General features: G+C 49.9%; 19 protein-coding genes, 2 tRNA genes and 1 riboswitch. Of the genes, 2 read left to right on the forward strand and 19 right to left on the reverse strand.

Going from position 1 to position 26,020, the window contains the following annotated elements; genetic code table 11:
- Positions 1-48: 48 nt before the first annotated feature.
- From OEV59_04140 to OEV59_04165, 6 genes are all read right to left on the reverse strand, one after another.
- Positions 49-453, reverse strand: a complete 405-nt coding sequence (locus tag OEV59_04140; protein ID MDH4226931.1) for an NUDIX hydrolase — start codon at positions 451-453, stop codon at positions 49-51.
- A gap of 46 nt (positions 454-499) precedes the next feature.
- The gene (locus OEV59_04145) at positions 500-1,330 is read right to left on the reverse strand and encodes a transporter (protein ID MDH4226932.1); all 831 of its coding nucleotides are present in this window, start codon (positions 1,328-1,330) and stop codon (positions 500-502) included.
- Positions 1,331-2,047: 717 nt separating this feature from the next.
- Complete coding sequence (locus tag OEV59_04150; protein ID MDH4226933.1) at positions 2,048-2,314, reverse strand: hypothetical protein; 267 nt, start codon at positions 2,312-2,314, stop codon at positions 2,048-2,050.
- Between the two features lie 17 nt (positions 2,315-2,331).
- Positions 2,332-13,455 carry a hypothetical protein gene (locus OEV59_04155; GenBank protein ID MDH4226934.1) on the reverse strand — a complete coding sequence of 3,708 codons (11,124 nt, stop codon included), beginning with the start codon at positions 13,453-13,455 and terminating at the stop codon, positions 2,332-2,334.
- A 126-nt stretch (positions 13,456-13,581) separates the two neighbouring features.
- Positions 13,582-13,661, reverse strand: a riboswitch (cyclic di-GMP riboswitch).
- A gap of 854 nt (positions 13,662-14,515) precedes the next feature.
- A tRNA-Phe gene (locus OEV59_04160) sits at positions 14,516-14,591 on the reverse strand.
- A 215-nt stretch (positions 14,592-14,806) separates the two neighbouring features.
- The gene (locus OEV59_04165; GenBank protein ID MDH4226935.1) at positions 14,807-15,295 is read right to left on the reverse strand and encodes a helix-turn-helix domain containing protein; all 489 of its coding nucleotides are present in this window, start codon (positions 15,293-15,295) and stop codon (positions 14,807-14,809) included.
- A 308-nt stretch (positions 15,296-15,603) separates the two neighbouring features.
- Here OEV59_04165 and OEV59_04170 point away from each other — a divergent pair, with 308 nt between their 5' ends.
- The gene (locus OEV59_04170) at positions 15,604-16,236 is read left to right on the forward strand and encodes a helix-turn-helix domain-containing protein (protein ID MDH4226936.1); all 633 of its coding nucleotides are present in this window, start codon (positions 15,604-15,606) and stop codon (positions 16,234-16,236) included.
- A gap of 122 nt (positions 16,237-16,358) precedes the next feature.
- Here the strand turns inward: OEV59_04170 and OEV59_04175 are convergent.
- Positions 16,359-16,434 (reverse strand) — tRNA-Cys (locus OEV59_04175).
- Between the two features lie 79 nt (positions 16,435-16,513).
- Positions 16,514-17,041, reverse strand: a complete 528-nt coding sequence (locus OEV59_04180) for a thermonuclease family protein (protein MDH4226937.1) — start codon at positions 17,039-17,041, stop codon at positions 16,514-16,516.
- A gap of 93 nt (positions 17,042-17,134) precedes the next feature.
- Between OEV59_04180 and OEV59_04185 the strand changes: the two genes are divergently transcribed.
- Positions 17,135-17,335, forward strand: a complete 201-nt coding sequence (locus OEV59_04185; protein ID MDH4226938.1) for a hypothetical protein — start codon at positions 17,135-17,137, stop codon at positions 17,333-17,335.
- A 71-nt stretch (positions 17,336-17,406) separates the two neighbouring features.
- On the opposite strand, the gene OEV59_04190 is transcribed toward OEV59_04185, so the two are convergent.
- The 11 genes from OEV59_04190 to cimA form a co-directional block, all read right to left on the reverse strand.
- Complete coding sequence (locus OEV59_04190) at positions 17,407-18,435, reverse strand: hypothetical protein (protein ID MDH4226939.1); 1,029 nt, start codon at positions 18,433-18,435, stop codon at positions 17,407-17,409.
- A gap of 114 nt (positions 18,436-18,549) precedes the next feature.
- Positions 18,550-19,425 (reverse strand): methylenetetrahydrofolate reductase, encoded by an 876-nt coding sequence (locus OEV59_04195; GenBank protein ID MDH4226940.1) that lies wholly within the window; start codon positions 19,423-19,425, stop codon positions 18,550-18,552.
- Positions 19,425-19,721, reverse strand: coding sequence for a hypothetical protein (locus tag OEV59_04200; protein MDH4226941.1), 297 nt, complete (start codon positions 19,719-19,721; stop codon positions 19,425-19,427). Before OEV59_04200 ends, OEV59_04195 begins: the two co-directional genes overlap by 1 nt.
- On the reverse strand, positions 19,718-20,407 hold the full coding sequence (gene purQ / locus OEV59_04205; protein ID MDH4226942.1) for a phosphoribosylformylglycinamidine synthase subunit PurQ: 690 nt from the start codon (positions 20,405-20,407) through the stop codon (positions 19,718-19,720). The genes OEV59_04200 and purQ overlap by 4 nt, the downstream gene beginning before the upstream one ends.
- Positions 20,408-20,415: 8 nt before the next feature.
- Positions 20,416-20,658, reverse strand: coding sequence for a phosphoribosylformylglycinamidine synthase subunit PurS (gene purS, locus OEV59_04210; protein ID MDH4226943.1), 243 nt, complete (start codon positions 20,656-20,658; stop codon positions 20,416-20,418).
- Complete coding sequence (locus OEV59_04215) at positions 20,655-21,122, reverse strand: DUF4234 domain-containing protein (GenBank protein MDH4226944.1); 468 nt, start codon at positions 21,120-21,122, stop codon at positions 20,655-20,657. The genes purS and OEV59_04215 overlap by 4 nt, the downstream gene beginning before the upstream one ends.
- Positions 21,123-21,222: 100 nt before the next feature.
- Complete coding sequence (locus OEV59_04220; GenBank protein MDH4226945.1) at positions 21,223-21,948, reverse strand: phosphoribosylaminoimidazolesuccinocarboxamide synthase; 726 nt, start codon at positions 21,946-21,948, stop codon at positions 21,223-21,225.
- A gap of 19 nt (positions 21,949-21,967) precedes the next feature.
- On the reverse strand, positions 21,968-23,272 hold the full coding sequence (gene purB / locus OEV59_04225) for an adenylosuccinate lyase (protein ID MDH4226946.1): 1,305 nt from the start codon (positions 23,270-23,272) through the stop codon (positions 21,968-21,970).
- Entirely contained in the window at positions 23,272-24,015 is a 744-nt protein-coding gene (locus OEV59_04230; GenBank protein ID MDH4226947.1) for a ZIP family metal transporter, read from the reverse strand. Before OEV59_04230 ends, purB begins: the two co-directional genes overlap by 1 nt.
- Complete coding sequence (locus OEV59_04235) at positions 23,993-24,382, reverse strand: ComEA family DNA-binding protein (protein ID MDH4226948.1); 390 nt, start codon at positions 24,380-24,382, stop codon at positions 23,993-23,995. Before OEV59_04235 ends, OEV59_04230 begins: the two co-directional genes overlap by 23 nt.
- A 27-nt stretch (positions 24,383-24,409) precedes the next feature.
- Positions 24,410-26,017 carry a citramalate synthase gene (cimA, locus tag OEV59_04240; protein ID MDH4226949.1) on the reverse strand — a complete coding sequence of 536 codons (1,608 nt, stop codon included), beginning with the start codon at positions 26,015-26,017 and terminating at the stop codon, positions 24,410-24,412.
- Positions 26,018-26,020 lie beyond the last annotated feature (3 nt).

Raw genomic sequence — 26,020 nt, forward strand, 5'->3', positions numbered from 1 at the left:
CTCCGCCACCACTGCTTGATGCTCACAGTCTATCGCAACCCTGCCCTATCACACCGAATACGCCTTTTTCACGAGCATAATCTCGTCCTCGTGCGCGAGCTTTGCTGCCGCGTCCGAGGGGGCAAGCCATTCGATTTTATCCACTTCGTCGTTAGGAACGAACTCGCCGCTTTTTATCTTCATCTTCCAGAAGAGGACAACCTTGGGCACGCTGTCGACAAAATAAAAAATCACGTCGCCAAACCCGGTAATCGAGCAATCAAAGCCCGTCTCCTCTTTCACCTCGCGAAGCGCCGCGGCCTCCCACGCCTCCCCTTTGTCGAGCTTGCCCTTTGGAAGCGACCACTCGCTGCCGTAACGCGTCCTGTGAATAAGAAGAATCTCTACACCCGACTTCCCCACGCGCTCGACAATGCCGCCCGCTGCCTTTATGAGCTTTTTATCCTTTGCCATAGCCACTCTCCATTAAATATCCATAACGGACAAACTGCCTTCATTGTTAAAAAACCTTTGTGTAGCGGACAATAAGCTTGTATTTTTCAAAAAAACCGTTCCTGGTGGTGATATCGCCGCCATATTGCAACGTAACGCGGCCAAACGGGAATTTTGCTATGCCGGTCAGCATGTACCTGTTCTGGCGTAAGTCGTCGTTCCTTCCAACACCGTCAAGGCTAGTCTCTCCGCCGGCCGAATAAAAATACGTCGCAGCAGCAGAGAACGCTGATGTGACATTATACATAAACCCCAACTGTCCGCTATAGAGAGCATCCTGTGCAAGATTCTTTCGCTGAGAGCCGTAATCGGGGTTGGTCTGGTACCATACTGCGTCCAGCGCTCCCATCCACTCAAGCCCGCCAATAAATGGCGCGTGAAAACCGACCTGCAACGCCGGGCGGTACCTGTTCTCGCCCATATTGAACAACCGCTCGTGGCTGTAACTTCCGGTAGGCACCGTAAGGTAAGCGGCAACGGCGACATACGACTTTGTATCTTGATTGGCATAAGGCCAGACACCGAACGCCAGAGTAGTATCGCCAAAGCCAGAGTCGCCCTCGTACTTCGAAAGTGAGCCTCCGGGGTGCACGTAACCTGTCGAGGACTGTACGTAAGTAACGCCCGGGTGCCCGAAAATCTCGAACGAACGTCCATAGCGAAGCAAAAATTGCTGCGCCACTATCTCGGGATTACCGGGCTGTTTTTCCTTGTCAACATAAAGATCTCCGCGCTCGCTCAAGAAATACGAAGCCTGGATAATATTCATTCCGGGCTTGGGGGCGCGTATCTCTCCGGGCTGCAAATCGATTGCGTAAGACCGCGAGACAAACGCCATAATAAGAGCAAGTGCAATAAAACATGACCTAAAAACAATTTGCATGAATACATCTCCGTCGCTATCAAGTATTTGCGGCGTAAAAGCAGACTACACCGCCGATTTGAATTTTACCCTCTTAGTCCAGGAACAGTCAAGGCACAAAACCGCTTCAAAGCGCAAACAAAAAGGGGTTAGCCCAATTGGCTAACCCCTTGATTTTAGTGGTGTCCGGAGACGGAATTGAACCGCCGACACGAGGATTTTCAGGCTTTCGGAATAAAATCCCGCCTTGTTATATTTAGTCATATCCGGTAATGAATGTAAGGGGAAATCAGGATTACCTGGTAATGGGTTTTATGGTTAATATCGGCTGTTATCGGCTATTTACTATACACTAACTATACTCCACCCGGTCATGTTGCCGTTTAGGTCGTATGAATATGTCTTACCGCCGACGTTTGTTACTGCGTGCGGCCTGGATGAATTGTATTCGTAGGTATAGTCGTAAGTCAGGTCGCGGTTGACGTTCGGGTCGCCGCTTGCGCGAAGCGTTTCGTTTAGCTGGTTCGGGTTTATAACCCGAACCGAAAAAGTTTTGGTTCAAGTTGCAAACTTGAACCAGCGAAATGAGGTAGGTGAAGGTGAGTTGTCAAAGAGCGCGGACGATGAGTGTCGGGGGAACGATTGGGGTTTATAGATTGACTTCCAAGACGGTATCTACCCGGCTTTTACAGGTTATATCTTCTCTATCACCACATCAACAGAACTTTCTTCTAAAAAAACACCCGCATCCAAGTGATAATGCGCACCTTCCGGCACATTATTATCAGCTAATTTTATAAGACTCTTGGCCAAAGATAACAATCCTTCGCGATTAGCGGATATAGTACACTCATTATTCGAGACAGAAAACTTCACAACCATATTGTTTTCTACTTCATACAAAACTCCTGTAGCACTATCATATCGGTCGTATTGAAAAATAAATTTTTCTAATACCATAAATAATCCTCCTTTTATTAATCACTTAAATAGATATGCTTGTTTTCGAGTAACTTGGCACCCTTTCCAATTGGTTTGTCATAGGTTTCAAAATTCATATGTGGTCCTTTTCCATGCTTACCAAGAATATCGCTATCTCCCATTCTAACTTGCCTAAGGCCATCACTTGATACAAATCTGCCATTCCCCTTGGATTGATATCCCTTACCTAAAAACTCTGCCGCAGCATCAAGAGCCTCATTCGTCGACAACTTCATGCCATCAGCAAGCTTTAAAGGTGCCTTAGAACCACCGCTTACAGGTGGCCCCTGGTACTTCAGGGCTTCGTCGAGATGCTTAACGCCTGTGCCTACGGTGATTGTTCCGTGTCCAGCTACAGCCAATCCACCAACAGCAACAGGCCCACCAACCACCACGCCGACACCACCGGTGCCAACAGTTACAGCACCACCACCAATAGCGGCGTCCACACCAACCACCATCTCACCAGTACCCTGTACTATTGCAAATTTAGTACCGGCTATATAACCGGAATTAAAATCACCTGCATCCGTTGCAGATGCAAGGTTATCCCCATATAGCCACTTATGCAATAGACCGCCGGTAACAGCATCTCCGTACCCGGCTGCATTACCAACTACTCTGTCCCAAAAAGTTTTTCCATCCGGGTCACTATAACGAACCGGATTGATTCCGGCGTAAGTATAGAGCCCGAGGTTTACCGGATTAAACACCCCGCCCATGCCCGGGAGGTTTGCGTCGCGCTCCTCATCTCCCGTCGGCAGATACGCCCCAAGTATCGGATCCGGGCTTATCCAAACCGAAATGCGCGGGTCGTAGTACCTTGCTCCAAAGTAATACAGACCGGTCTCAGGGTCAAGTTCTTTTCCCGTAAACTTATACCCAAAGTAAACGTCGCTCCTCGATTCCTCCACCCACGTCTCGCCGTAGGGGAAATATTCGAGGTGCTCGTACGGCTCGCCGTCCGCATCCGTTATAAAACTCGAACTGCCGAGATGGTCGGTGTGGTAGAAATAAACCGTGCTCGTCTCGACCTTGATTGCGCCTGCGCCGGACGCACCTCCGCCATTACCCGCACCACCGCCATTGCCGCCAGTTCCACCGCCTGCATTCCCGCCACCATTTCCACCGCCGTTGTTTCCACCGGGCGCACCGCCACCACCTCCGCCTGTGCCTGGCACGATGTCTCCATTATTGACCGTGTACCCGAGCCTGTCGAGCCGCTTATATATCCCGAGCTTCTGTCCGTTGCCGTTCGACAGCGCGTTCTCAAGACCTTTTTCCGAATTGCCGGGCAGAGCCGAGATTGCTTCGCCTCCGCTCGCAATGACAGAACTATTCTTCGCACTACCTGTTACCTTTGCATCCGCAGCATTTGGCGCAACAGCCTCCACTGTCACCCCTGTGCCGCTTGCAGTAGACGCACCTTGGGTGTCGATAGCCGCTGTCTGCGTCTTTTTCGCGCTGCCTTTGCCGTTGCCTTTTACAGCCGTGGCCGTGTCGTTCGTGGTGTATGGCCATGTCGTGGTCTTCTTGGCGCTTCCCTTTACCTGCGGCCCACGGTCGAGCCCCTTTAGCCTGATCTTCGTCGCAATGCGCGTCGTGCCCACAAACACGTGCTTACTGTGTATCTCGCCGTTCCTGACACTGTACTCAGGCGTTACGTACACCGTCTCGCCGTACGTGCCCCTCTTGGTTACGCGCGTGCCTCCGGCATCGTAGGTAAAGTACGTTCCTCCGTTATCGGTAACCGCCTTTACGCGGTTATCCTCGTCCCATTCGATTACGCGCTTCTTGCCGCTACTGTCATCGGTCCATCCGGTCATGTTGCCGTTTAAGTCGTATGAGTACGTCTTGCCGCCGACGTTTGTTACTGCGTGCGGGCGCGATGAGTTGTATTCGTAGGTATAGTCGTAGGTCAGGTCGCGGTTGACGTTCGGGTCGCCGCTTGCGCGAAGCGTTTCGTTTAGCTGGTTCTTGGTTCTAAAGTTGCCAATCGAGTCGTAGGCAAAGCTCGCCTCGTACCTGTTTACCCTGTCCCTCGAGTACTTGTACGAGCCCTTTGCGCCAATCAGCCTGTGGAGCGGGTCGTATGTGTAGGTCTGGAGTACTAAGTTCGCGTCTCCGTTCATGGTGATGACAAACGGCTCGTTCGATACGCTTAAGATGTTGCCAACGCGGTCGTAGGAGTAGTCCACGTTCTGCACGACCTTACTTTCCGCGGCCTGCGTCACGATGCCCTTTAAAAGTCGCGTCAGCGGGTCGTAGGAGTAGGCCGTGGTAACGCCGTTACCGAGCTCTATACGCGTCCTCTGCCCAAACTCGTCGTAGAAGATGTCGGTGAGGTAGTTGAACTCGACACCTTCTTTTACGCCCTTTGCCGAGGTGACAAGCCCGCCCTTGTCGTACGTGTACGAGAGAACCTCGCCGTCCGGGTAAATCATCTTTTGCATCCTGCCGAAAGAATCGAACTCGTACTCGGTCGTGTACTTACGCGTAGAGAGCGTAGGGACGTGGCTTAGAACCGACTTAACGGACTTTACCGTCTCGCCAAGCTTTCCGTAGAAGAGCTCTTCGGCAGCCTCTGCGCCCGATACGCGCGCAAGCCTTCCGGCGCGGTTGAACTCGGAATTTGGCGCGCCGTACTCGTAAACCGTGTCCGGGGTATCCGGGTAATCCGCCCTCTTTAAGCGGCTATATTCGTACTCAAAGAGTATCGCCTTCCCTAGCGCCCTGAGGTTCGCCGTGACCTTCTTTGTAAGGTTTCCGGCAGGGTCGTATGCAAACTCGGTTTTGCCCGTGTCCGGGTTGTCGATGGATAGGCGGCGCCCGAGAGTATCGTAGGTAACGAGCGTTTTATTGCCGGCAGCGTCAATGACCTTTGTTATCTCGCCCATGGGATTATAGGCGTACTTCATCACTATGCCGAGCTCTTCCCTGACCTCGGTTATATTGCCTCTCACGTCCTTAAGCGTGCTCTTGGTGCTTCCCTCTGCGTCGGTAACCTTGGTGATGAACCTGCCGCTATCGAAGCCGTAATCGCTCGTGGTAACGGAGCCGTCCGGGAGCGTAACCCTTATGGTCCTATCGAGCGCGTCGTAGACGAACTCGGTCGGGTTCTTCGGCGCGCTGTTAGAGTAGTACTCCGCGCCAAAACCGCCAAATACCGGCTGCCCCTGCATCACCGCCCTGCCAAGACCGTCGTACACGGCCTTCCCCGACACTATCATGCCGTGCTGCTTCTCGCCGCCAGAAGACACCTCGCCTTCCTTCTTGGTCTGAATGACGCGCTTAAAGCCGTCAACGTAAATGACAGTATCGAGGGTTTCGCCGGATGTCCACGTTTCCTTGTTCTTCGTATACGCCCACGCCGGAACCGCCTCGGGATGATACTCGAAGGCAATGGTCGGCACATCGGCCCCTATGTCATAAGGCCCGTAAATCGCCTTGGCCCTGCCAAAGCTGTCGTAAACGTATTTGACAGCATTCTTATTGATGTCGCTTGTCTCGAGCGGCAGACCGAACCTGAAATCGTACGTGCCGCTTGACTTATACCCAAACGAGTCCGTAATGCCGGTTACATAGGTATGCGTGCTCGCGTCGTACGCGTATGTCAGGGCATACCTCTCCCCTTTGGCGTTCTTTGGGCCGGTGAATACGGATATGTTGCCGTACGCGTCGTAGGAAATATCCATAACCGCAGAGCCGCCAGATGCCGTGGAGGTAAGCTTTACAAGATTGCCCTTCGAATCATAAGCCCCCAACCTCTCACGGTAAAGAGCGCCGTCGCCGCCGTACACCTTTATCGAAGCGGGCCTGCTCACTATCCACGACGCAGTGTCGTAGCCGTAGGTTATATTGGCCTTCACATCGTCGTAGCTTCCGGAATCCCCGGCATCGGCAACTGCCGTAACGTTGCCGTAATCGTCGTAAGAGTACGAAGTATGTGTCTCCTTGCCTGCCTCGTCGCGGCCCTCATAGAAAAGATTATCCGTTTTGATAAGCTTCGGGAACACCGTAGCAACGGCCTTCCTTACGGGGTTTAGCTCGGCCTTGGTGTCTATATCGTAAAGAACATAGGTGTTCTTCGTCTCCGTGTACTTTTTGCCATCCGCGTCCGCCATTACCTCGCTCTTAAGAAGCCCTTTGGCGTAATAACCATTGGTCGAGAATTTACGCGTAACGGTCCTGAATGGCACACCGCTTGCGCCGTCCTCCTGTGTCTCGACGACCTCGGCAAACCCGTAGAACTCGCGCTCGTAGCGGTCGTACTTGCCCTTCTTATAAGTATACGACGCGGCAAGCGTATCGATGCCGTCGCCGGAAACACCGTCATGCGCCTCGACGCGGCTGACTACCCAGCGGCTGTGCGGATCGTCGTAGGTGTTGCCCGTTCTCTTGTACTCTATCGCGAAATCCGACCCAAGCGGACGCTTGACGCTCTTTAACAGATTCGTCCTGCCGGTCTTGTTGATGGCGGCTGTAAGGAAACTATCCTTTGTGGAATACACCTGGTCGGCATACCCGTCGCCATTTATATCCATAAAGGCCGTCTCCTGCCTTGCGGCCGTCTCGCCGTAATCGGCACCGGGATTTAAAACAACTTTCGCAACCCCAAACAAACATATGATGCCTGTAACATATCCACCGCCGCCTTTATTTTCGGAGTATCCTTTGCTTGTATCTTCACCAAAGATATTGCCTTCCCACTTTTTGGCAGGAGCAAACCCTGCCCCTGTATTAATGCTCACATGCATGGCTGAACCGACCATAAAGACAAAATCGGGAAGACCGTCACCATTTACATCGGTAAGTGCTGTTTCTGAGCGAGTATCGCTCTTCGAATAACTAAGACCTCCGGCAAATGAATAATTACCAATATTAAAACCAGGAATTCCTGTGCTCAACGACAGCTGCTCACCTTCATTTTTATCCAAGACGGCATATCCCCAATATTCCGCCGGCGCGAACTTATAACCAAGATTAAATGCAACCATCAAGCCGTCGCTGCTCACACCTACCCTGTCAGGCAATCCGTCGCCGTTCATATCGACGAGCTCGTTTACACCTGTCTCCAAACTGCTTCCTTCACTAACCGAAAAATCCGGCATCATTGTTACAGTAACGCCTATAGCAAAAGACTTTGCTACCGCCAATGCATTGACGCTCGCTGACAAACCTACAACCTCACCTTTCGTATCACTAACCCTCGAGTAACTGCCATACCCTGCCGCACGCCCTTTGCTTTCATAACCGCCATTGGAAGAACTATACAAAACAACAGACTTACCCAAAATATCCGGAAACCTATCGCCGTTCAAATCCATGTAATCGAGAACTGTTTTGCCTGTGCCACTCCCTTGCGAAACACTACCACCTATGGAAAGTTTACTTCCAATACTAGCAGACAACCCTCCTCCATAGGACCTTTCCGTTGCCTCGGTAAGCTTTTCAACCGCGATTTTACCTGCAAAATCGCCAGCCCGTGGAACAGATATATAATCCAATCCCAAACGTGAACTGCTAAACGCTGTTCCGGTTACCCAACTAAGGTCATCCGCGCCGAACCATTTCGAATTTTTAGCGTCTGGAATCATGACAAATGATTTTCTCGCCTTGGCGTCTTCCGTGGACTGTATTATAAAATCATTCTCAACCATGGGCGCCACGGCTCTGTCACGATTTCCGTTATAACTTGCGACAGACCAGCCCCTGTACTGAGCGGAAAACACATCTTCTGTTTTTAAGGGCATGTTCCAAACTGCTTCGACAACAACTGCATCTTCATAAACATTGCTTACCGCAACGCCATACACTTTATTCCCTAACGTTATCGTAATATCGGCTCCGTGGAGATATTCGCCGATATTACCGCCGTAGGTTGCAAAGAAAAAATCCACCTTGTCTTTCTCAACCAAGGTAACGTTCTTTCCTGCAAGGTTCGCAAGATTACTACCCGTCTCATTTACCTCAATGACCATAGACTCGATTATTTCGTCACCACGTTTTATGGCAAAAAAGACAGTCCCTTCAAGTGCCGTATCTTCCGGCGCGCTAACATTAAATACCGGCTTTATCAAAGCATCTCCGCCAACCGGGGCCTGCCATACAATTGCCCCTAAAGGTAAAACAGAAGCCTCGTGCTCTTGAACGCGCTTTCCAATCCATGTTTCAGGCGAATTAAAATCAAGGAAAAGTTCGTCTCCAGCCTTTAACTGCGGAACAAGAATTGCCGACGGTCGATTATTTAGTACGCCATCCTTGTTGACCGTAAATTTCTCTTTCCCGACAAGCTCCCCGCGCTTTTTAACGGTGAACGCAACGCTGCCGCTTTTTTGCGAATTAGCATCGGCAGCAACTTCCAGCACCGGCACCACAAGCGCGCTACCATCCTTCGAGGCAACCCATGACGCCTCTGCCAAAGCATTAGTGCTATTTTGATAAGTCTCTAAATCATACGCCATATTTATTACCGCAACATCGCTACCGTCTTCTCCCTTGGGCGCATCCTCGCCGTTGATTTGCGTATACACGGCAGAAGGAGCCCATTCTATCATGGAGGCGTCTATGCGCGAATCGGCAATAACCGCAAGTCGCAGGTCATCGTATATTTCAATTGGCGAAAGCTCGCCTTTCGGCCTTATTTCCTCGGGCACATTAGAATAATCCGACGCCTTCGGCTGTATGACTTCTTTGACCTCTATCTCAACAATATCATCAAAAACAACAGTACCGACCTCCTTACGCCCTACATTCTTCTCGATTATCGGCTCACCGTTTTTATAGACAATTATCTTTATATCATCGGTCGTTATACCCTTCTTTACGAAATCTCCTTGAATGCGCACTACCCCTTTGGCCGGCATTGAAGTTATCGCGCCGCTATTTATGGTTACAAAATCCTCCGAACTCTTATACCTAAAGACATCCAGTCCGTTTACATCTTTTTTCTCCGAAGACACGTTAACGTAGGAAATCTCGGGATCCCAGGCAACAACATCATAGACTCCGTCGAAAACCGACTGCACCCTGAAATAAATCCTGTCGCCAGCATTAACATTTATATAATCGACATTACCATGCGCATGCCACGTATAATCGTCGGCCTCTATCCTTTTGGCCCACAATTCGCTACCATTATGCTGTATGACAACCCTGACACCGTCCGCGGTCTCATACTCGCCGCGCGCACCGGACATATCTTTGATCAACTTCACACTTCCGTCTATCTTCACCACACCGCCAAACGGCGCCACCCATCTCTTCACAGTATCGAGAAGCGGAAACACATCCACCTGCTCCTCATAAAAAGCCGTATAGTCGTCCAGTAATCCTTCAGTTGCTATACTCTTTTCTCCGACAGGAACAGCTGTCTTACTGCTATCGGCCGTAAACGTCGGTACGCCGTCATCATTTAAATAATTAAAAAATACGGTGCCCCTAGAAACCATATCAGGCAACCCGTCACCATTTACATCACTAAAATAGGCCGTTATATTGCTGCTTGTCTTGGTTCTATATGACGTAAAAGAGCCATTTATGCCGCTGGCACCCAAATGCAATTCCGGGCCATTGGCTACGGTGACACTTCTACTTTCACTTATAACCTTAAGCGACGGCAACGCAATTCCTGCGCCAAAAGAAATAGCATCAGACCCACTAGTTTTCCCAGGACGATAATAAGAATATCCACCCTCTCTAAAAACTTTATCTGGCACACCGTCTCCGTTCAAATCCAGCATAGCAAGCATGCCATCGCTTTTCCCTTTTGTATAACCGTGCTTCCAGCCAACACTATTACTCTTATCCCTGCTACACCCAATACCAACACCGCCATAAAAATGCCCGCCGAACTGGCTGGACTCAGACCCATTTATAGCACTTGCGTACACGTTATTTTTTATTTTCTTTCTTATATTATCTCCGCCCGAATTGACGCCTATTGCCGATTCAAACCCGGCATACGATTGAGAGCCCGCACCGTCAACATCGTCGTAATACGAGAACTCATGCGAGTTAAAAGCCGCGCCATTGGCGCCGAACTGCTCCACCTTCGAAAGTAACATCTTCTCGAACGCGCCTTTTTTATACGTAAAGGCATAACTTCTGACTTTGGAGCCGTTGAATTCCACATCTATCCTCTTAAGAAGCTCGGCAGTTACAACCTTAAACCCTCCCCTTGCGTCTATGCTTACATCCTTACGCCTCGACTCTGCGGAATATCCGGAAAGCTCCGCATCACGGACAAACTTTATCTTATATGGGCCGCTTACACCTTCGTGCCCGGTATATGAAATCTCCTTAAGATACTGCTGAACGCCCTCAACCGTTCCGTTCTTCAGCCCTTTATCCAACACCTTTGCGTACGTATAATCGATGGTGTTGCCATTGGTATCGCGCACCTGTTTTAGCAACCACCTGTAGACGTTGCCACTAAGAGGGTCGGCAAGTGTAGCAGCATCGTCTTTCCCGTTCGACCCGCCGCCGTAGTAATATTTTGTGCCGTCTTTGCCGATAACTTCCCACCAGTAATTATCGGGCGCACTGCCGTGCCTCTGTATTCTGCTAAAAGCTCCTTCCACGCGCGTATGGAATATCTTTTCGCCACTCCTTGGTTTTGCCTCTTCCCTATGCGTAAGAGGCGTAAGCTGCTCGCCTTCGAGCAAATAGGTTTCCGTCTCGAAATCCTTATCATATCTCGGCGCGCCCCAACGCGTGTCTATGGACACGGACTGAACAGGCACGTCCCATCCAATACCCATCCATCCGTTACCGCCGGAAGAGTTGTAAACCACATTGACGCTTGGCTGCATCCCGCGCCTGCCTTGCGGAATCTCTATGGGATAGCTAAGACGCGCGTCTCCCGTATTACCGGGCTTCGGAGCCTCTATCACGTTAACCTTGGCGCCAGGGTCGGCGGCCTTTATATCCTTTATCGTATTGGGATTGTACGAAAGAGCGTCCGGATGTTCCGGCATAACAAGGGTGGCGTTTATCATGTCTGTAAAATGATCGGTATCATTGAGCACTATACCGCGCTTCTTATCCAAGCTTACTTTTTCAAGCTTTTTCCAGTGTCCTTCTTTTTCATCATAGTAGAAGGTCCATACATCATCTTCCGAAACGCCATCCGGAACCAGCGCCGGGTCATATGGCAGTTCCAAACGTATTTTCTTACTGAACTTTAGCCCGTGCGGCTTAAACCTATATCCGGCATCCGGCGCTGTAACATTGACCATTCCAGGGTCGAGCGGCGGCAGATCCGCCGACCTTAAAGCCGTTATGGATATCTTCGTATCCTTCTTCAATGCCCCAGGCGGTATATCGAGTTTCGCCCCCTTAAGACCGAATTTTTTCCCCTTCTCTACCGTTACAAGTTCCTCTATTTCGTCTTCATCGCTATAGTTCTCTACTTCCTCTGGCGCACCACTTCCACCGCCTGTTATGCTCGAATGCGGCAGTTGTTCTTCCTTTCTGTATGAAAAAAGCTCTACGACCTTCTGCACCACCAAGCCATCGGGATACACTGCCTTTATTAACACATTCCACGACGCTTCATCGGGCTCACCGGCATAACCTGCCTCGTCCTTGGTAACTATAACGCCAAAACCGCCATCCTGTGAGGCATATGGTTTTCCGGCAATAAATATCTTCGGCGTACCGGCACCGCTTCTTTCCGCCCATCCGGCAATATACGCACGCCTTCCGTAAAATTCCCCGTTTTCCGGCGAAGATACTTCTATATTCGCCTCGGGGATTCTCGTTAAAGTACCGCTTCCGCCAAGTTTTACCTCATAAATTTTGCCGCCAACACCGCTTTCACTGTCGAAATAAAGCATCAAACCGTTAACGGTATCTGATGGCGCCATAAGCTCTATATCATTCCAACCGGGAACAAGCCCATTCAAACTTGCAAGATGCTTGCTGGATTGAGATATGGGTTTGCCGTTTAATAGATACTCATAGCGAAGCTTACCCTTAACGCTCTCTTTTATATAGACCGAGACAAACTGCGGCTCGACATTTCTATCGAAAATGAATTCCACGGCCTCGCTAATATTACTGGAGTAATTCAAATACGTGTCGAAATTACCGTCATAAGCGGCTTTAGCCTTAGCGTTGTCACTTCCTGAAATGCTCCGCACGAAATTGCCGCCATTATCCAGCACTCCGACAAAAGTAAGATTGCTAACGGCATACGGAAAATCCAAGTTGCTTAATCCTTTGAAAACTATCTTATTATCTCCTCTTTTTAACCATTCTGGGTTTATAGGCTCCACCTGCCTTACCCAATCATTTCCGCTACCGGTCCAGAATCCGCCTCTGTACTCCCCTCCGTTTATGCTCTTCTCGACCTCTACCCAGTTCGTAATATTATAAACATCGTAAACAAGAAAACCCTTTTTGAACGCACTTGGATCCTGAGGCATTGTGAATGAAAAACTTCCGCTCGAATTGCTGGCATTACCATATATCGTTACGCTTCGCGGGGCGGCTGTTATGAACTTAAGGCTCTCCGGCTTTTCATATAACCGCAACGCCGCGATTACATCGGCCTTGGTGGTGACATTCTCCTTCTTTCCTGCACCCCATATCTCCAATTCTTTTAACACGACATTCTGTCCGCCGGTATAAGCCGGCGTCAATTCCACAAGCAACTGGTTTGTAGAGATTATCGCGTCCGTAGAAAAAACGTTCCAGCCTTGGGCAAGACTGCCAAGGGCCAAATCGGTAAAACCTATCACCGGCGACCATCCGCCCGATTGCCACGCATATACGGTAATCTTAAACGACGCCTGCCCGTACACGCGTAAGCTCTTCGGATTTATCACTTTATCGAATGTTACGGTAAACTTCGTTGTGCCGGAATATGAGGAATAAGACGTGGTTGTATCCCTGTCGAATAGAGTCCAAATGTCCTGGCTCGTGCTGCTTTGAGGGGTTAGTGCAAGCGGGGTTAATCTCGCTGTTTCCACGTATGCCGTCTGGCTTTTGGAAACAATTGCCGTACCGAGTATCGCTACAACGACAATAGTCAGAACACCGAGTATGTGGAATTTGAACTTTTCTCGAAAACCCCCGGCATGGGGTATTTTCAAAAACTTACGGAACAAGAACATGACAGTATCCTCCGGGTTGCTCAATTATACGAACATCAACCTATACACACTCGCTCCAGTCCAAAAAACAAAAAGCCCGCCGATAATCGGCGGGCTTACGCATTGGCCCTTTGATGCTAACTTCACTTCGACAGCCCCTCTATCCTTTTTATTCAGGACAGGTGGCTTTGCGTCCCACGATTACCCGTGGTTTGCCCTTATCGGTGAAACATGCTATTCAATTGTCATTGCCATTGTACTATGATTTGTCGCCTTGTCAAGATTTTTTTAAACCAACAGGCCAAATTTCTATTTACAGTTTTGTGTAACAATCATAATATCTCGAAATTATCCATAGTTACAATCTTTATCACACGAAGGCAGTCTATTCCGACACACCCTCTTTATCATGAGAACTAAAATAAACGACATGATATTCTATACAACATAGATTCCGCAAATCAATCAAAAAAAGCGTGAAAAGGAGCTTGCTACCACTCGCCACGCATGTTGTCCAGTGCCCTGCCGAAGTTTTATACTGGGAGAGGAATTGGCTAAGTACACCACCCTAGCATTCTATTATTTAAGAAGAAAAACTACGACCGGCACGGGGAGTTCCGAAGCAAATACTGCTCTTACAAAAATAAAAAAGGCTGTAGCCTATTGGAGACTTCAACTTACATCCCATAGCTCACAGCCATCTAAATTTACGTCTTACAAAAACTACTTCTTCTTTGCGGCGAGATTCATGACCTGCCGTATGCAGGCCTTATACTTTCCGTCCACCATCCTGAAAAGTTTTAAAAACCTTACCTCCTCCGGCAACAAACCCTTGGCAGACTTCCTGGAACCACCCTCGCTTCCTCCCTTAAAAAATAATCCACGGAAACATCCAAGAGCTCCGCTATCAGCTGAAGCTTATCGATACTCAGTACGTTTTTCCAGCTCTCGTAACGCTGTACCTGCTGATAACTAACATCCAGCCCCTCGGCAAGCCACCAGACTCCTCGCAAACTATACCATTACTATACCTTTTTAACGAAAAAAGGGTCAGCCAAATCGGCTAACCCCTTGATTTTAGTGGTGCCCGGAGACGGAATTGAACCGCCGACACGAGGATTTTCAGTCCTCTGCTCTACCGGCTGAGCTATCCGGGCGTATACGCAAACATCCAGATTATTTTATGACGCCTGTTTTGTCAAGCGTTTTCTGGAGGAAAAAAACTTCGAAAAACATTTTTTAAATATCGCCGCCAAACCCTGCACTGCGCCGCAACCACGATACCATGCGCGCTATCATATGGCTTTCACAAAATAACGCGCGGCCGCCTAAAGACGGCCGCGCGACTTACTTTGCTTCTAACAGCTAAGGCTTAAGCGCCCTTCTTCTGGATGTTCTTTGCGTCATCCGCTGTTGCGGCAGACTGCATCGCGTTGTAGAAGGAATCAACACTCCACTTGATTACCGATACTGCAGAACCCTCGCCGTCCCTGAGTACCTTTATGAGCTTACCAACGTACACAAGTTCTTCCGGGGAAAGAGAGGCTATGTCAACAAGCTTTGCTATGTCCTTCTTTGCTATGGAGCCGTAAGGAACCACGTTATCCGCGGCAAAATTAATAAGCGCCTTGCCCTCGTAACCCGGCCTGTAGACCTCGCCCTCGCCCCTGATAAGCCAATCAACCGAAAGCCCGTACATATCCGCGAACTTCATTACGAGGTCAGCCGGGATCGCGCCCCTCTTCTTATAATTCGATATTGCCTGGGGCGTAACGCCAAGCACCCGCGCGACCTTTGAATCGTTCTTTAGATTGCCGGCGCGTTTCATCCTTTCAATCACGTCTGTAAATTCTACACCCATTTTTTGTTCCTCCTCTTGACCTTTAAGTGTGTTTATGCTATAAAATCTACTTGGGAGTCGCATATCCTTAATACAGCAATTCGGAACTTGCTTCTCCTAAACATCTACCCATGACCGCTACTGCTGGTTATCTCCGGTTTATGCTTGCCTATTGCTGCGGGAAACACGAAATAATTTCTCGAAACTATAATACAAAACACGCACCATCGGTAACAATATTACAACGTGGCAGGTAAACCCTTACCACATGATAGAGTATATACTATAAAAATCTGGCTGTCAACTACTTTTACGATTAAGCGCAAGTTATGTCCACGATAGGTGAACGCATTAGACATATTCGGGAGAACATTCTCCGCATCAGACAAGCGGAGCTTGCCTCTATGCTTGGTTTTAACCGTATCGCAACTATCAGCGATTACGAGAAAGATAAGCGGTATCCGGATATCGAAACAGTCTGCAAAATGGCGGACTTCGGCTCGGTATCCATTGAATGGCTGCTTACCGGAAGAGGACAGATATTTTCATTCCCGGCTGAACAGGCAAAACAGGGCACAGACGATGCAAAATCAAAACAGGACGACTTCGTTATAGTAAAGGTCTACGACCAGAGCGCAGCTGCGCCACCAGCCAAATTCCCTGACGCTTTATCAGTTGACTCACTTTGCATAAGCAAAAATAAATTCTCGGCAAATATCACTGCTATAAAGACAAACGGAATGATAGCCGGTATAGACAAAAGCGACACAGCGATCGAAAACGGCAAGCTCTACGCCGTATGGCTCGAGGCCGAGGGCGTGGTGCTAAGAAGGATTTTTGTCCGCCAAAACGCCCTGGAGCTTTGCCCGGAAGACAGATCCCTTTCCTCAACAACACTGCCGCCCGATTCGCGCTCAGAGGATTTTATCATCGGCGCAGTACGGTGGATATACATCCCCTGATATAATCCAAAGCCCCCACAATCCCCAGCGCATCCGCCTTCCTGGCAAAAGAAGCGCCGTGGCATCCGGCAACCTTAAGAATTTTAAAATTCTTTATTTGAGATGTTTCTGATGTGAAAAATTGGAGGCGGCGAGCGGATTTGAACCGCTGAATGGCAGTTTTGCAGACTGCTCCCTTAACCACTTGGGTACGCCGCCCTCTAAGAGACGGAGATAGCATTATACGCCTACACGCGCGCCGTGTCAACAACGCCAAACCGCGGATATTTAAAAATCCTTACCTGGCTCCCCACATGCCAAGACGCTGTTCTTTGGCGGTCTTTTCCGCGGCCTTGTAGGATGCGTATTTCTTCTTGCCGCACGGAGGCTTGGCGAAGATCCTTGCAAGCCCTTCTTTAAGAAGCGCCTCACTTACATCCACGCCGTCGGCATACACCCAGCCAAGCGTTCGGCCGTATTTATCAAAAGGCTCGTCCCTGCATACCTCGAAGGTCACCAAACCGGCCTTATCGAGAAGCTCCTTATTCCTAAGCCGCGCCTCCTTATAAAAAGGCTCTTCCATCTCGGGCGTGTCTATGCCGGCATATCTTATGCGCTCTTTCCCTCGCCCGGACTTTGCGACCTCTATGGTGTCGCCGTCTATAACCCAGGTAACGCTTAGCTTGCGCGCAGATACATTGTTTTCACCTGCCCAAATCCCGGCACTTAAAGAAAATACCGCTGTAAGCGCAAAAACAACCGCGATAGACACAAAGAACTTCTTCAACGCTCTTTGCTTCGATAAAAACCCGCCAGTTTTCTTCATGCAATTCACCTGCCCCGTATGTCTTGCTAAAAACCCTTGACCAACGAAACATTAGCAATTACCATTAGTATATCAAAACAGGAGGAGCAAAACATGAAAACCAGGATAACTGTCGTTGAAAAGGGGCAGCTTGGCGTGTGCATACCAGAGGAGTTCCTGCTCGGCCTCGAACTTGCGCCGGGTTCGGATGTGGAAGTAGTTCTCGACAAAAAGAAAAAATGGATTCTTCTAAGGCCGCTTCATGGCGAGGATTTCCTGAAACACTTCAAAGATTCGATGGACGGCATGGCCTGATGTGCCTGTCAAAACAAAGGGGGCTTTACGCCCCCTTTGTCTACAAACTATGCCAACGGCTCTGCCTATACTCAATACAGAAGGTATGATATCCTAAACATCGTGTAATAATACTCGGAATCGAACCATGTTCTTGTCCTGACTCTTCCGCCCCACCAAAAATTGTTCAATATCATATCACGCTTTGCCGGGCCTCCGCCGTGCATTCTCGAATACTCGCCGCCAACAGTAAATACCAAGCGCTCGGTCGCGTTAACGTTCAACTGCACCGTGCCGCGAAGCACGTTTCCCATACCCTTTCCCTCATATCTGATATCATAATTATCTGGCAGTATTATATCATATTCCACCAAATAATCGAAGGCAGTATAATAGACCGAGGCCCAATTGGAATACATGCCCTTTATATCCAACGATACCCCGTTATTAGCGCCCATAAGCGCGTACATGCCTGCGCTCACATACGGCACTTCCGCATCATACTTTAGCGAAGCATACTTCCAGCCTACGGGACACTGCCAAGTGCCAAGCACAGCGCCGCCACTACTATAAATATAAGTGCAATTCTTGCCCTGAATATGGTGCTGTTTATAATCCCAGCCCAGTCCAACGTTAAAGGCCATACTATCACCTACCCAAAAATTATGATAAAAAGACGCCTCGAACATTTTGCCGGTCCTCAAACTAGTATCCGCCGAAAACATATCGAGCTGATCGCCTGTTTCCATCCACCTAAATTGGTCTTTGATTTTCTCGCCTTTACTGTTAAAACCCTGCAAATATGCCAGCGCAAAAATATTATCTTCATGGTACACGCTACCTTCTGAAAAAGAACCAAACCTCACATTCAATCCCACGAAAATATTATCTATATTATAGGTGCGCCTTGACACTTCCGTGCTCGGGATATAAGCTATATAAGACTTTGTCTTGTGACCCAAATCCCCTCTCATATGCCTTATTTCAGGGCCTATGTTAAGAAACAACGGCGTTTTTGGCGTGGTATCCAGGATCATTTCGCTTGCAACATCGGCAAGCAAGTTCGGGGCAGAGAGAAATAAAACCATCAGCGCCACCGGCAAGACAAACAGTTTTCTCATCTCACGCTCCTTGTTTTAATTACCGTATTTTCCGGCCACTGCATACTGTGAAACATACGTCCGATTAGGCTAATTTTACACATTCCGGGCTCTCTATGCCAGTAAAAAATGCCGTCAGCCTGCAAGCCCGAGTATTTTAACAACGCTCTCTTCCTGGCCTATTGCCATAATATGAACGCCGTGCGAGAACCTTTTTAGCGTCTTTACCTGTTCCGCTGCTATCTCTATGCCCTTTTCCAGCGGGTCAGAGGCGTTCTCAAGGGCGTCAATGAACTGCTTTGGCACGTTTACGCCCGGCACGTTCTTATTAAGGTACTCGGCCATCTTCGCGGACTTTAGAAGCAGTATGCCGCAAAGCACCTTTACTCCCGTCTTTTCAGCGTCCTCGAAAAACTGCTTATAGGCATCCATATCGAACACGGCCTGCGTCTGGAAGAACCTGGCTCCTGCGCTTATTTTCTTCTGAAAACGTATCCACTCCGGCTCAAACGGCTCTGCCCCGGGGTTTACGACAGCTCCGAGGTAGAAGTCCGTCTTACCTCTTAATTCCTTGCCTCCGAGGTTTTTGCCCTTATTTAGCGTGTCTATTGTGTGAACAAGCTGCACTGCGTCGAGGTCAAAGACTGCCTTTGCCTCCCTGTGGTCGCCTGCAGAGACGTGGTCTCCTGTAAGGGCAAGAACATTTCTTACGCCAAGGGCCCAGGCGCCCAGAGCATCCGACTGTATGGCAAGACGGTTCCTGTCGCGGCACGTCATCTGAAAAACCGGCTCTATGCCTTCCTTCAAAAGAAGCACAGAGCAGGCGAGACTCGATAGCCGCATCACAGCCCTCTGGTTATCGGTAACATTGGCAGCGGTTATCTTGTCCTTTAAAAGCCTTGCCTTTTCGACGAACTCCGCGGTATCGGTGCCGCGCGGCGGGCAAATCTCGGCCGTGACGACAAAGCGTCCGGATTCAAGTTCTTTCTTTAATTTGCTGTTTGCTTCCATCAGAATTTTATGGCAATAAGACGGATCTCGATGCCGTCCGGCTCCTTCTTTGTTTGGACCAAGGCATGGCTTTCATCGTCGCTCTCGAGCCTGTAATCGTGCTCTTCCATGGCATTCGCGCTGTAGGCAACGCTAATGCCCCAGACAGCGAGCACAGCGCCTGCCATAACAACGCCGCCAAAACTGACCATTGTCTCTACCTTGTATTTTTGCCTTGCCTCGGCGCCTTGGCTAAACACAGCCAGAAATAACACGGCAACAGCGGCTATAAAAACACTGCGAAGCGCCACCTTCAAGACAGAGCCTTTATAACAGACTCGAACATGCCTCTGCCGTCAACGCCGCCGACAACCGCCTCGCACACCCTCTCCGGGTGCGGCATAAGGCCTACGACATTGCCCTTTTCATTGGTAATGCCTGCTATATTGGCAACAGATCCGTTGGGGTTGGCCTCATCCGTTGCCTTACCGCCTGTTGATACGTAGCGAAACACGATGCGGCCCTTATCTTCAAGCAGCTTGACGGTATCGGCGTCTGCGTAATAATTGCCGTCTGCATGGGCGATGGGAATACGCAGCACCTCTTTTTCCTTATAAACCGATGTAAAAGCGGTCTTCGTGTTCTCGACCCTCACTTGCACGTCCGAGCAGATGAACTTTAGCTTTTTATTTCGCATGAGCACGCCCGGGAGAAGCCCTGCCTCGCAAAGTATCTGAAAGCCGTTACAGATGCCAAGTGTCGGCCCTCCGGCCTTGGCGAACTTTTCGACCTCGGCCATGATTGGCGAAAACCTTGCTATGGCGCCTGTTCTAAGATAATCCCCGTAGGAAAACCCGCCCGGAAGTATCACGCAGTCGAAACCTTTAAGGGAAGTTTCTTTGTGCCAGACATACGCGGCATCGCTGCCGAATACGTGCTTGGCCGCATGGTATGCGTCGTGGTCGCAATTTGAGCCGGGGAAGACGATTACGGCGAATTTCATCGCTGTGGTTAGTCCTTTATCTCGACCTTATAGTCTTCGATAACTGTATTGGCAAGAAGAACCTCGCACATCTTTTTCACTTCCGCCTCGGCCTTTGCCTTATCCGAGCCGTCCATGTCTATCTCGATGAACTTGCCGATACGAAGCTCTTTAACGCCGGAGAATGAAAACGATTTAAGCGCGCCAACCACCGCCTTGCCCTGCGGGTCCAGCACGCCTTTTTTAAGCGTCACATACACGTTTGCCTTCAAAGAAGCTTTTCCTCCTCAGGGCTGAACTCGTTTATCCTGTACTGCAGGTATATCATGCCGAACATGGCCGTCCAGAACCACGAAAAACTTACCTCATAATTCTTCTTTGCGAAGTGGTCGAGAAACGCTCTCCTTGCCTTCAGGCACTCAAACATCATCACCAGGCTGGCCACAAATACTATATACTCGCCTATGCCGATGTACTTTAGCCCCTCGCCGCTCTCGGGGTTCAAGCCCGAAAATATCACATAGCAAACTATGCCGATATACGCAACAAGCGAGGCTATCGCGAAGCCAAACGGGTTTATGGTGAACTTGTGCTCGGACTCAAGCTCGTTAAAGCGCTCTATCCTGTTCAAAAACCACACAGGAACGTAGATGCCAAGCGTTATAATGGCCAGCACTATAACCTCGACAACGCTCTTTTTCTCGAATACTATATGTTCTACCTTCTGCTCTCCCATTGCCTTATCCTATAATTACGCATTAAACGGTCATTCCCGGCCGCTATTATATACCTTAGCAGTATAATCGCCAATTCGCAAGGGTTTTCAGGCGAAAACCCTACTCCGATATCTTTGCAAGCACCTTCTGATATGCCTCTTCTATATTACCAAGGTCGCGCCTGAAACGGTCCTTATCGAGCTTTTCCCTGGTCTTTTTATCCCAGAGACGGCAGCCGTCGGGGGTGATTTCGTCTCCGAGGAGCACCTTGCCTTTAAACCTTCCGAACTCAAGCTTGTAATCCACGAGTATTATGCCGCGCTTATCGAAGAACTTGCTCATAAGCTTGTTGACCTTAAGCGCAGTTTCGCTGATGACCTTTAGCTCAGCCTTGGTTGCGAACCCGAAGGCGCGCACGATGTAATCATTTATAAAAGGGTCGCCAAGAGGGTCGCTCTTGTAACAGAACTCGAGAATAGGCTCCTTTAGCTTCAACCCTTCCTCAACTCCAAGCCTTTTTGACAGGCTCCCTGCGGAAAGGTTCCTGACTATCACCTCAACAGGGATTATCTCGAGCTTTTTAACGAGCATCTCGCGGTCGCTAAGCTTTTTTACAAAATGCGTCTTAACGCCCTTTTTCTCGAGGAACTCGAACATGCGGGCGGACATGGCATTATTGATTACGCCCTTATTCACGATAGTCCCTTTTTTCTGGGCATTAAAGGCGGTTGCGTCGTCCTTGAAGTACATTATATGGTGGTCCGGGTCACTCGTCTTGAATATGACCTTTGCCTTACCCTCGTATATCTGCTCTTTTCTTACGGGTATTTTCTTAAGCTTTGCCATCTGGCCTCCTTCTGATTAATTAACCGTTTTTAAGCGCCCTCTTCATTATATAACCGACATTCTTAAGATAAGGTCTCGTGTCGAAACACTCTCTGAGTTCTTTTTCCGTAACGAGCCCTGTTACATCTTTATCCCTCTTTAGCGCGGCAAGGAAGTTCCCGTTAAAACGGCCTTCCCACACGTCCATGGCATTACGCTGCACGGTCTTGTAGGCCTCTTCCCTGGACATGCCCTTTTCCGCAAGCTTCAAGAGCACGCGCTGCGAAAATACCAACCCCTTCGAGGCCTCCATGTTCCTAAGCATGTTCTCCGGATACACAAGGAGGTTCTCGATAACACCGGTAACCCTCGCGAGCATAAAGTCGAGAGCTATAAGCGCATCCGGCGCAATCACCCTTTCAACGGATGAATGGCTTATATCGCGCTCATGCCAGAGCGCGACATTCTCCATGGCAGCGCCTGCGTATGCCCTGACTAACCGCGCAAGGCCCGTAAGGTTCTCCGAAAGTATGGGGTTACGCTTATGCGGCATTGCGGAAGAGCCCTTCTGGCCTTTGGAGAAAAACTCTTCAGCCTCCCGGACCTCTGTCCTCTGAAGATGCCTTATCTCTACAGCTATCTTCTCGATGGTAGCGGCAACGAGCGCAAGGGCCGAGAAGAACTCCGCATGACGGTCCCTTTGAACAACCTGTGTTGCAACAGGCTCGGGCTTAAGCCCGAGCTTCTTTAACGCGTAGCGTTCTATAAAGGGGTCTATATTGGCAAACGTCCCGACCGCCCCGGACATCTTGCCGTAAGATATCGTTTCCTTCGCCCTTTTTACTCGCTCGAGGTTCCTGTTCATCTCGTCGTAGTAGAGCGCGAGCTTCAAGCCGAATGTCGTGGGCTCGGCGTGTATGCCGTGGCTTCTGCCCATCATAACGGTATCCTTGTGCTCCACTGCGCGCTTTTTCAGAACACGCATGAAAATCTTTATATCGTCTATTATAATGTCAGCGGATTCTCTTAGAAGAAGTGCCAGCGCGGTATCGACTATATCCGAGGACGTAAGCCCTATATGCACGTAGCGCGAGTCCTTGCCGATATAATCGGCAACCGAGGTAAGGAACGCGATAACGTCGTGCTTAACGGTCTTTTCGATTTCGTCAATCCGTTTTACATCGAAGCGCGCCTTCTTCTTGATGCGACCGAGCGCGTCTTTCGGGATCCTTCCCTTTTTCTGCCAGGCCTCGCACGCCGCAAGTTCGACCTCGAGCCACTTACTAAAGCGGTTCTCGCTCGTCCAGACGAGCCCCATCTTTTCTCTCGTATAACGCTCTATCATCAGTGCCCTCCGCTCACCGACGAAATTATATACACCAGCGCGACTCCAAGCAACACAAAAATAATATTGAACCTGTGCATCTTCTTATGCGTCTCGGGCAAAAGGTCCGCAGCGCCTATATAAAGGAATGTCCCGGCCGAAAAGGCCAGGAGCAGCCCTATTAAAGAACTTTCCATGTCCCTTACGAAGACGTAAGCCCCTGCCGCGCCAAGCACCATGGCAGCGGCCACGGCCCAGCCCAAGAGGAATATTTTTTTCCTGGCAAACCCGGCGTGCTTAAGTATTGCCGCGATGGTTATGCCAACAGGCAGGCTGTGAAGGAATATCGCAAGCGTCGACAAAAGACCTGTCGAGAAGTCCACCTCGAACCCAACGCCTATGACCATGCCGTCAACAAACGAATGCAGCACTATGCCGATAAAGGCCGGCACGCCCATGCTGTGGACATGGCACTCGCCCTCCTGACAGGTGTGTATGGCTATCATGTGCTCGACGATGTAAAAACCGATAATGGTAAAGAGCACGACCGCAAGCGCCCCTTTGACCTCCGCAAGCTCTATTGCCTCCGGCATCATGTGCAAGAACGCGGTCGTTAACACAACACCCGCGGCAAAGCTCAGGAAATGATGCGACCTCTTCTCAACCCACTTCTCGTTCACGAACAGAATGTACACGCCGACTATGGTCGAGAACGCGGCTATTGCGCTATATATTATCGTATTAACGAACTGGTGTTCCTGCATTTCTTTCCATTTCTCCTTTTCCCTTTATGTCAACGCGCACAAGAGGCCTGACTGCCTCGAGCTTTGCGCTTCCTATGCCCCGGACTTTTTTAAGATCATCGATTGACCCGAAAGCGCCGTTTTGCTTCCTGTACTCGACAATCCTCTCTGCGAGCTTTTCGCCTATGCCTGGCAGCTCCGTCAACTCCGCGGCAGTTGCGGTATTGATGTTTATCAGGGCTGCGGGCCCGGATGCAGCCGACCTGCCGCTGCCAGCCTGATAGCCACTATCAAGCGATACATTCTTTAGGGCAAAGGCCAGAAACACTGCGAGCGCGAGCACCGCGTGCGCCACATACGCCTTATACGGTTTTTGCGCCTCATCCATATAAAGGCCCCCAAGCGGTTCGCGCCCTTACTTTGTTTTCTTCCCGGTCCTCTTGGCGCCGTCCTTATAGAGCTTATATTCGAGGCTGTCTACAAGCGCTTGCCAGCTTGCCTCTATGACGTTCTCCGAGACCCCGACAGTGCCCCACTTGTCTTTACCGTCGCCGCTCTCAACAAGCACGCGCACCTTTGCAGATGTCCCGGCCTTTCCGGCAAGCACTCTTACCTTAAAGTCTATCAGCTTGACATCCTGTAAGGTGGGATAAAACCTCTCAAGCGCCTTTCTAAGGGCCTTATCAAGCGCATTTACCGGGCCGTTACCCTCTGCCGCAGTGTGCTCTTCCTCGCCCTTTACATCTATCTTTATGGTAGCCTCGGCTCTTGGCGGCTCGCCTTCGTCCTTTTTAGAGTCAGTGACCTTGAAGCCGTGGAGCTTGAAGTATTTCTTCCTTTTACCAAGGGCCTCGTGAATAAGGAGCTCGAAGCTTGCCTCTGCGCCTTCGTAGAGAAATCCCTGATGTTCGAGCTTTTTTAATTCGTCGAGTATGCGCTTAACTTCCGGGGAGCCGCTCTCTATATCGAGCCCGTACTCGGCAGCCTTGTATATTATGTTCGATCTTCCGGCAAGGTCGGAAACAAGCACGCGGCGGTGGTTGCCAACAGCCTCTGGCTTTACGTGCTCGTATGTAGCCGGGTCTTTAAGGACAGCGCTCACATGCAAGCCGCCCTTATGCGCAAAAGCGCTTTCGCCTATATACGGTTGGCGCTTGTTATGCGTAAGGTTCGCTATTTCGTATACAAAGCGCGCTGTCTCGCTAAGCTTTTTGAGATTCGCATCACTTATGCAGTCTATGCCCATCTTTAGCTTAAGCGCCGGGATAACGGAGCAGAGGTTTACGTTGCCGCACCTCTCGCCAAATCCGTTCATCGTGCCCTGCACCTGGATGGCGCCTTCCTTTACAGCGGTAAGGGTGTTGGCCACTCCGGTGTCAGCGTCGTTATGGCAATGCACGCCAAGCGGAGCAGTAACGTTCTTTTTTACCTCGCGAACTATCCTTTCGATCTCGAAGGGAAGCATGCCGCCGTTAGTATCGCAAAGCACGAGGCAATCGGCCCCGGCGTCCTCTGCTGTCTTTAAGACCTTCATAGCATAGGCAGGGTCGTCCCTGTACGCGTCGAAGAAATGCTCTGCGTCGTAGAAGACCTTGTCCTTGCGATTCTTTAAGTGGCTCACGGTATCGTGTATAAGGTCGAGGTTCTCGTTAAGAGAAATCTTTAACGCCTCGGTCACGTGGAACTTCCACGTCTTCGCGACTATGGTAACGACATCCGTGCCAGCGCTTAGAAGTTCCTTTACGCCCGCGTCCTCTGAGGCCTTCTTTCCGGGCCTCTTTGTCGAGCCAAAAGCAGTAAGCACGGCGTTCTTAAGCTTTTCCTTTTTCATCTGCTTAAAGAACTCTATATCCCTCGGATTGCTGCCCGGGTACCCGCCCTCTATATAATGTATGCCGAGAGCGTCAAGGGCGCGCGCTACACGCACCTTGTCCTCGACCGAGAAGTTTATGTCCTCGGCCTGCGTGCCGTCTCTAAGTGTTGTGTCGTAGAGAACGACGGTATGTTTTTCCTTTTTTGCCATCAG

The organism is Deltaproteobacteria bacterium (assembly GCA_029858205.1).
GTDB lineage: Bacteria > Desulfobacterota > GWC2-55-46 > GWC2-55-46 > DRQE01 > JAOUFM01.

Bases quoted from the DNA above. Each gene is read 5' to 3' on its own strand.
- OEV59_04140 (MDH4226931.1), bottom strand. From the start codon at position 453: ATGGCAAAGGATAAAAAGCTCATAAAGGCAGCGGGCGGCATTGTCGAG.
- OEV59_04145 (MDH4226932.1), bottom strand. From the start codon at position 1,330: ATGGCGTTTGTCTCGCGGTCTTACGCAATCGATTTGCAGCCCGGAGAG.
- OEV59_04150 (MDH4226933.1), bottom strand. From the start codon at position 2,314: ATGGTATTAGAAAAATTTATTTTTCAATACGACCGATATGATAGTGCT.
- OEV59_04155 (MDH4226934.1), bottom strand. From the start codon at position 13,455: ATGTTCTTGTTCCGTAAGTTTTTGAAAATACCCCATGCCGGGGGTTTT.
- OEV59_04165 (MDH4226935.1), bottom strand. From the start codon at position 15,295: ATGGGTGTAGAATTTACAGACGTGATTGAAAGGATGAAACGCGCCGGC.
- OEV59_04170 (MDH4226936.1), top strand. From the start codon at position 15,604: ATGTCCACGATAGGTGAACGCATTAGACATATTCGGGAGAACATTCTC.
- OEV59_04180 (MDH4226937.1), bottom strand. From the start codon at position 17,041: ATGAAGAAAACTGGCGGGTTTTTATCGAAGCAAAGAGCGTTGAAGAAG.
- OEV59_04185 (MDH4226938.1), top strand. From the start codon at position 17,135: ATGAAAACCAGGATAACTGTCGTTGAAAAGGGGCAGCTTGGCGTGTGC.
- OEV59_04190 (MDH4226939.1), bottom strand. From the start codon at position 18,435: ATGAGAAAACTGTTTGTCTTGCCGGTGGCGCTGATGGTTTTATTTCTC.
- OEV59_04195 (MDH4226940.1), bottom strand. From the start codon at position 19,425: ATGGAAGCAAACAGCAAATTAAAGAAAGAACTTGAATCCGGACGCTTT.
- purQ (MDH4226942.1), bottom strand. From the start codon at position 20,407: ATGAAATTCGCCGTAATCGTCTTCCCCGGCTCAAATTGCGACCACGAC.
- OEV59_04215 (MDH4226944.1), bottom strand. From the start codon at position 21,122: ATGGGAGAGCAGAAGGTAGAACATATAGTATTCGAGAAAAAGAGCGTT.
- OEV59_04220 (MDH4226945.1), bottom strand. From the start codon at position 21,948: ATGGCAAAGCTTAAGAAAATACCCGTAAGAAAAGAGCAGATATACGAG.
- purB (MDH4226946.1), bottom strand. From the start codon at position 23,272: ATGATAGAGCGTTATACGAGAGAAAAGATGGGGCTCGTCTGGACGAGC.
- OEV59_04230 (MDH4226947.1), bottom strand. From the start codon at position 24,015: ATGCAGGAACACCAGTTCGTTAATACGATAATATATAGCGCAATAGCC.
- OEV59_04235 (MDH4226948.1), bottom strand. From the start codon at position 24,382: ATGGATGAGGCGCAAAAACCGTATAAGGCGTATGTGGCGCACGCGGTG.
- cimA (MDH4226949.1), bottom strand. From the start codon at position 26,017: ATGGCAAAAAAGGAAAAACATACCGTCGTTCTCTACGACACAACACTT.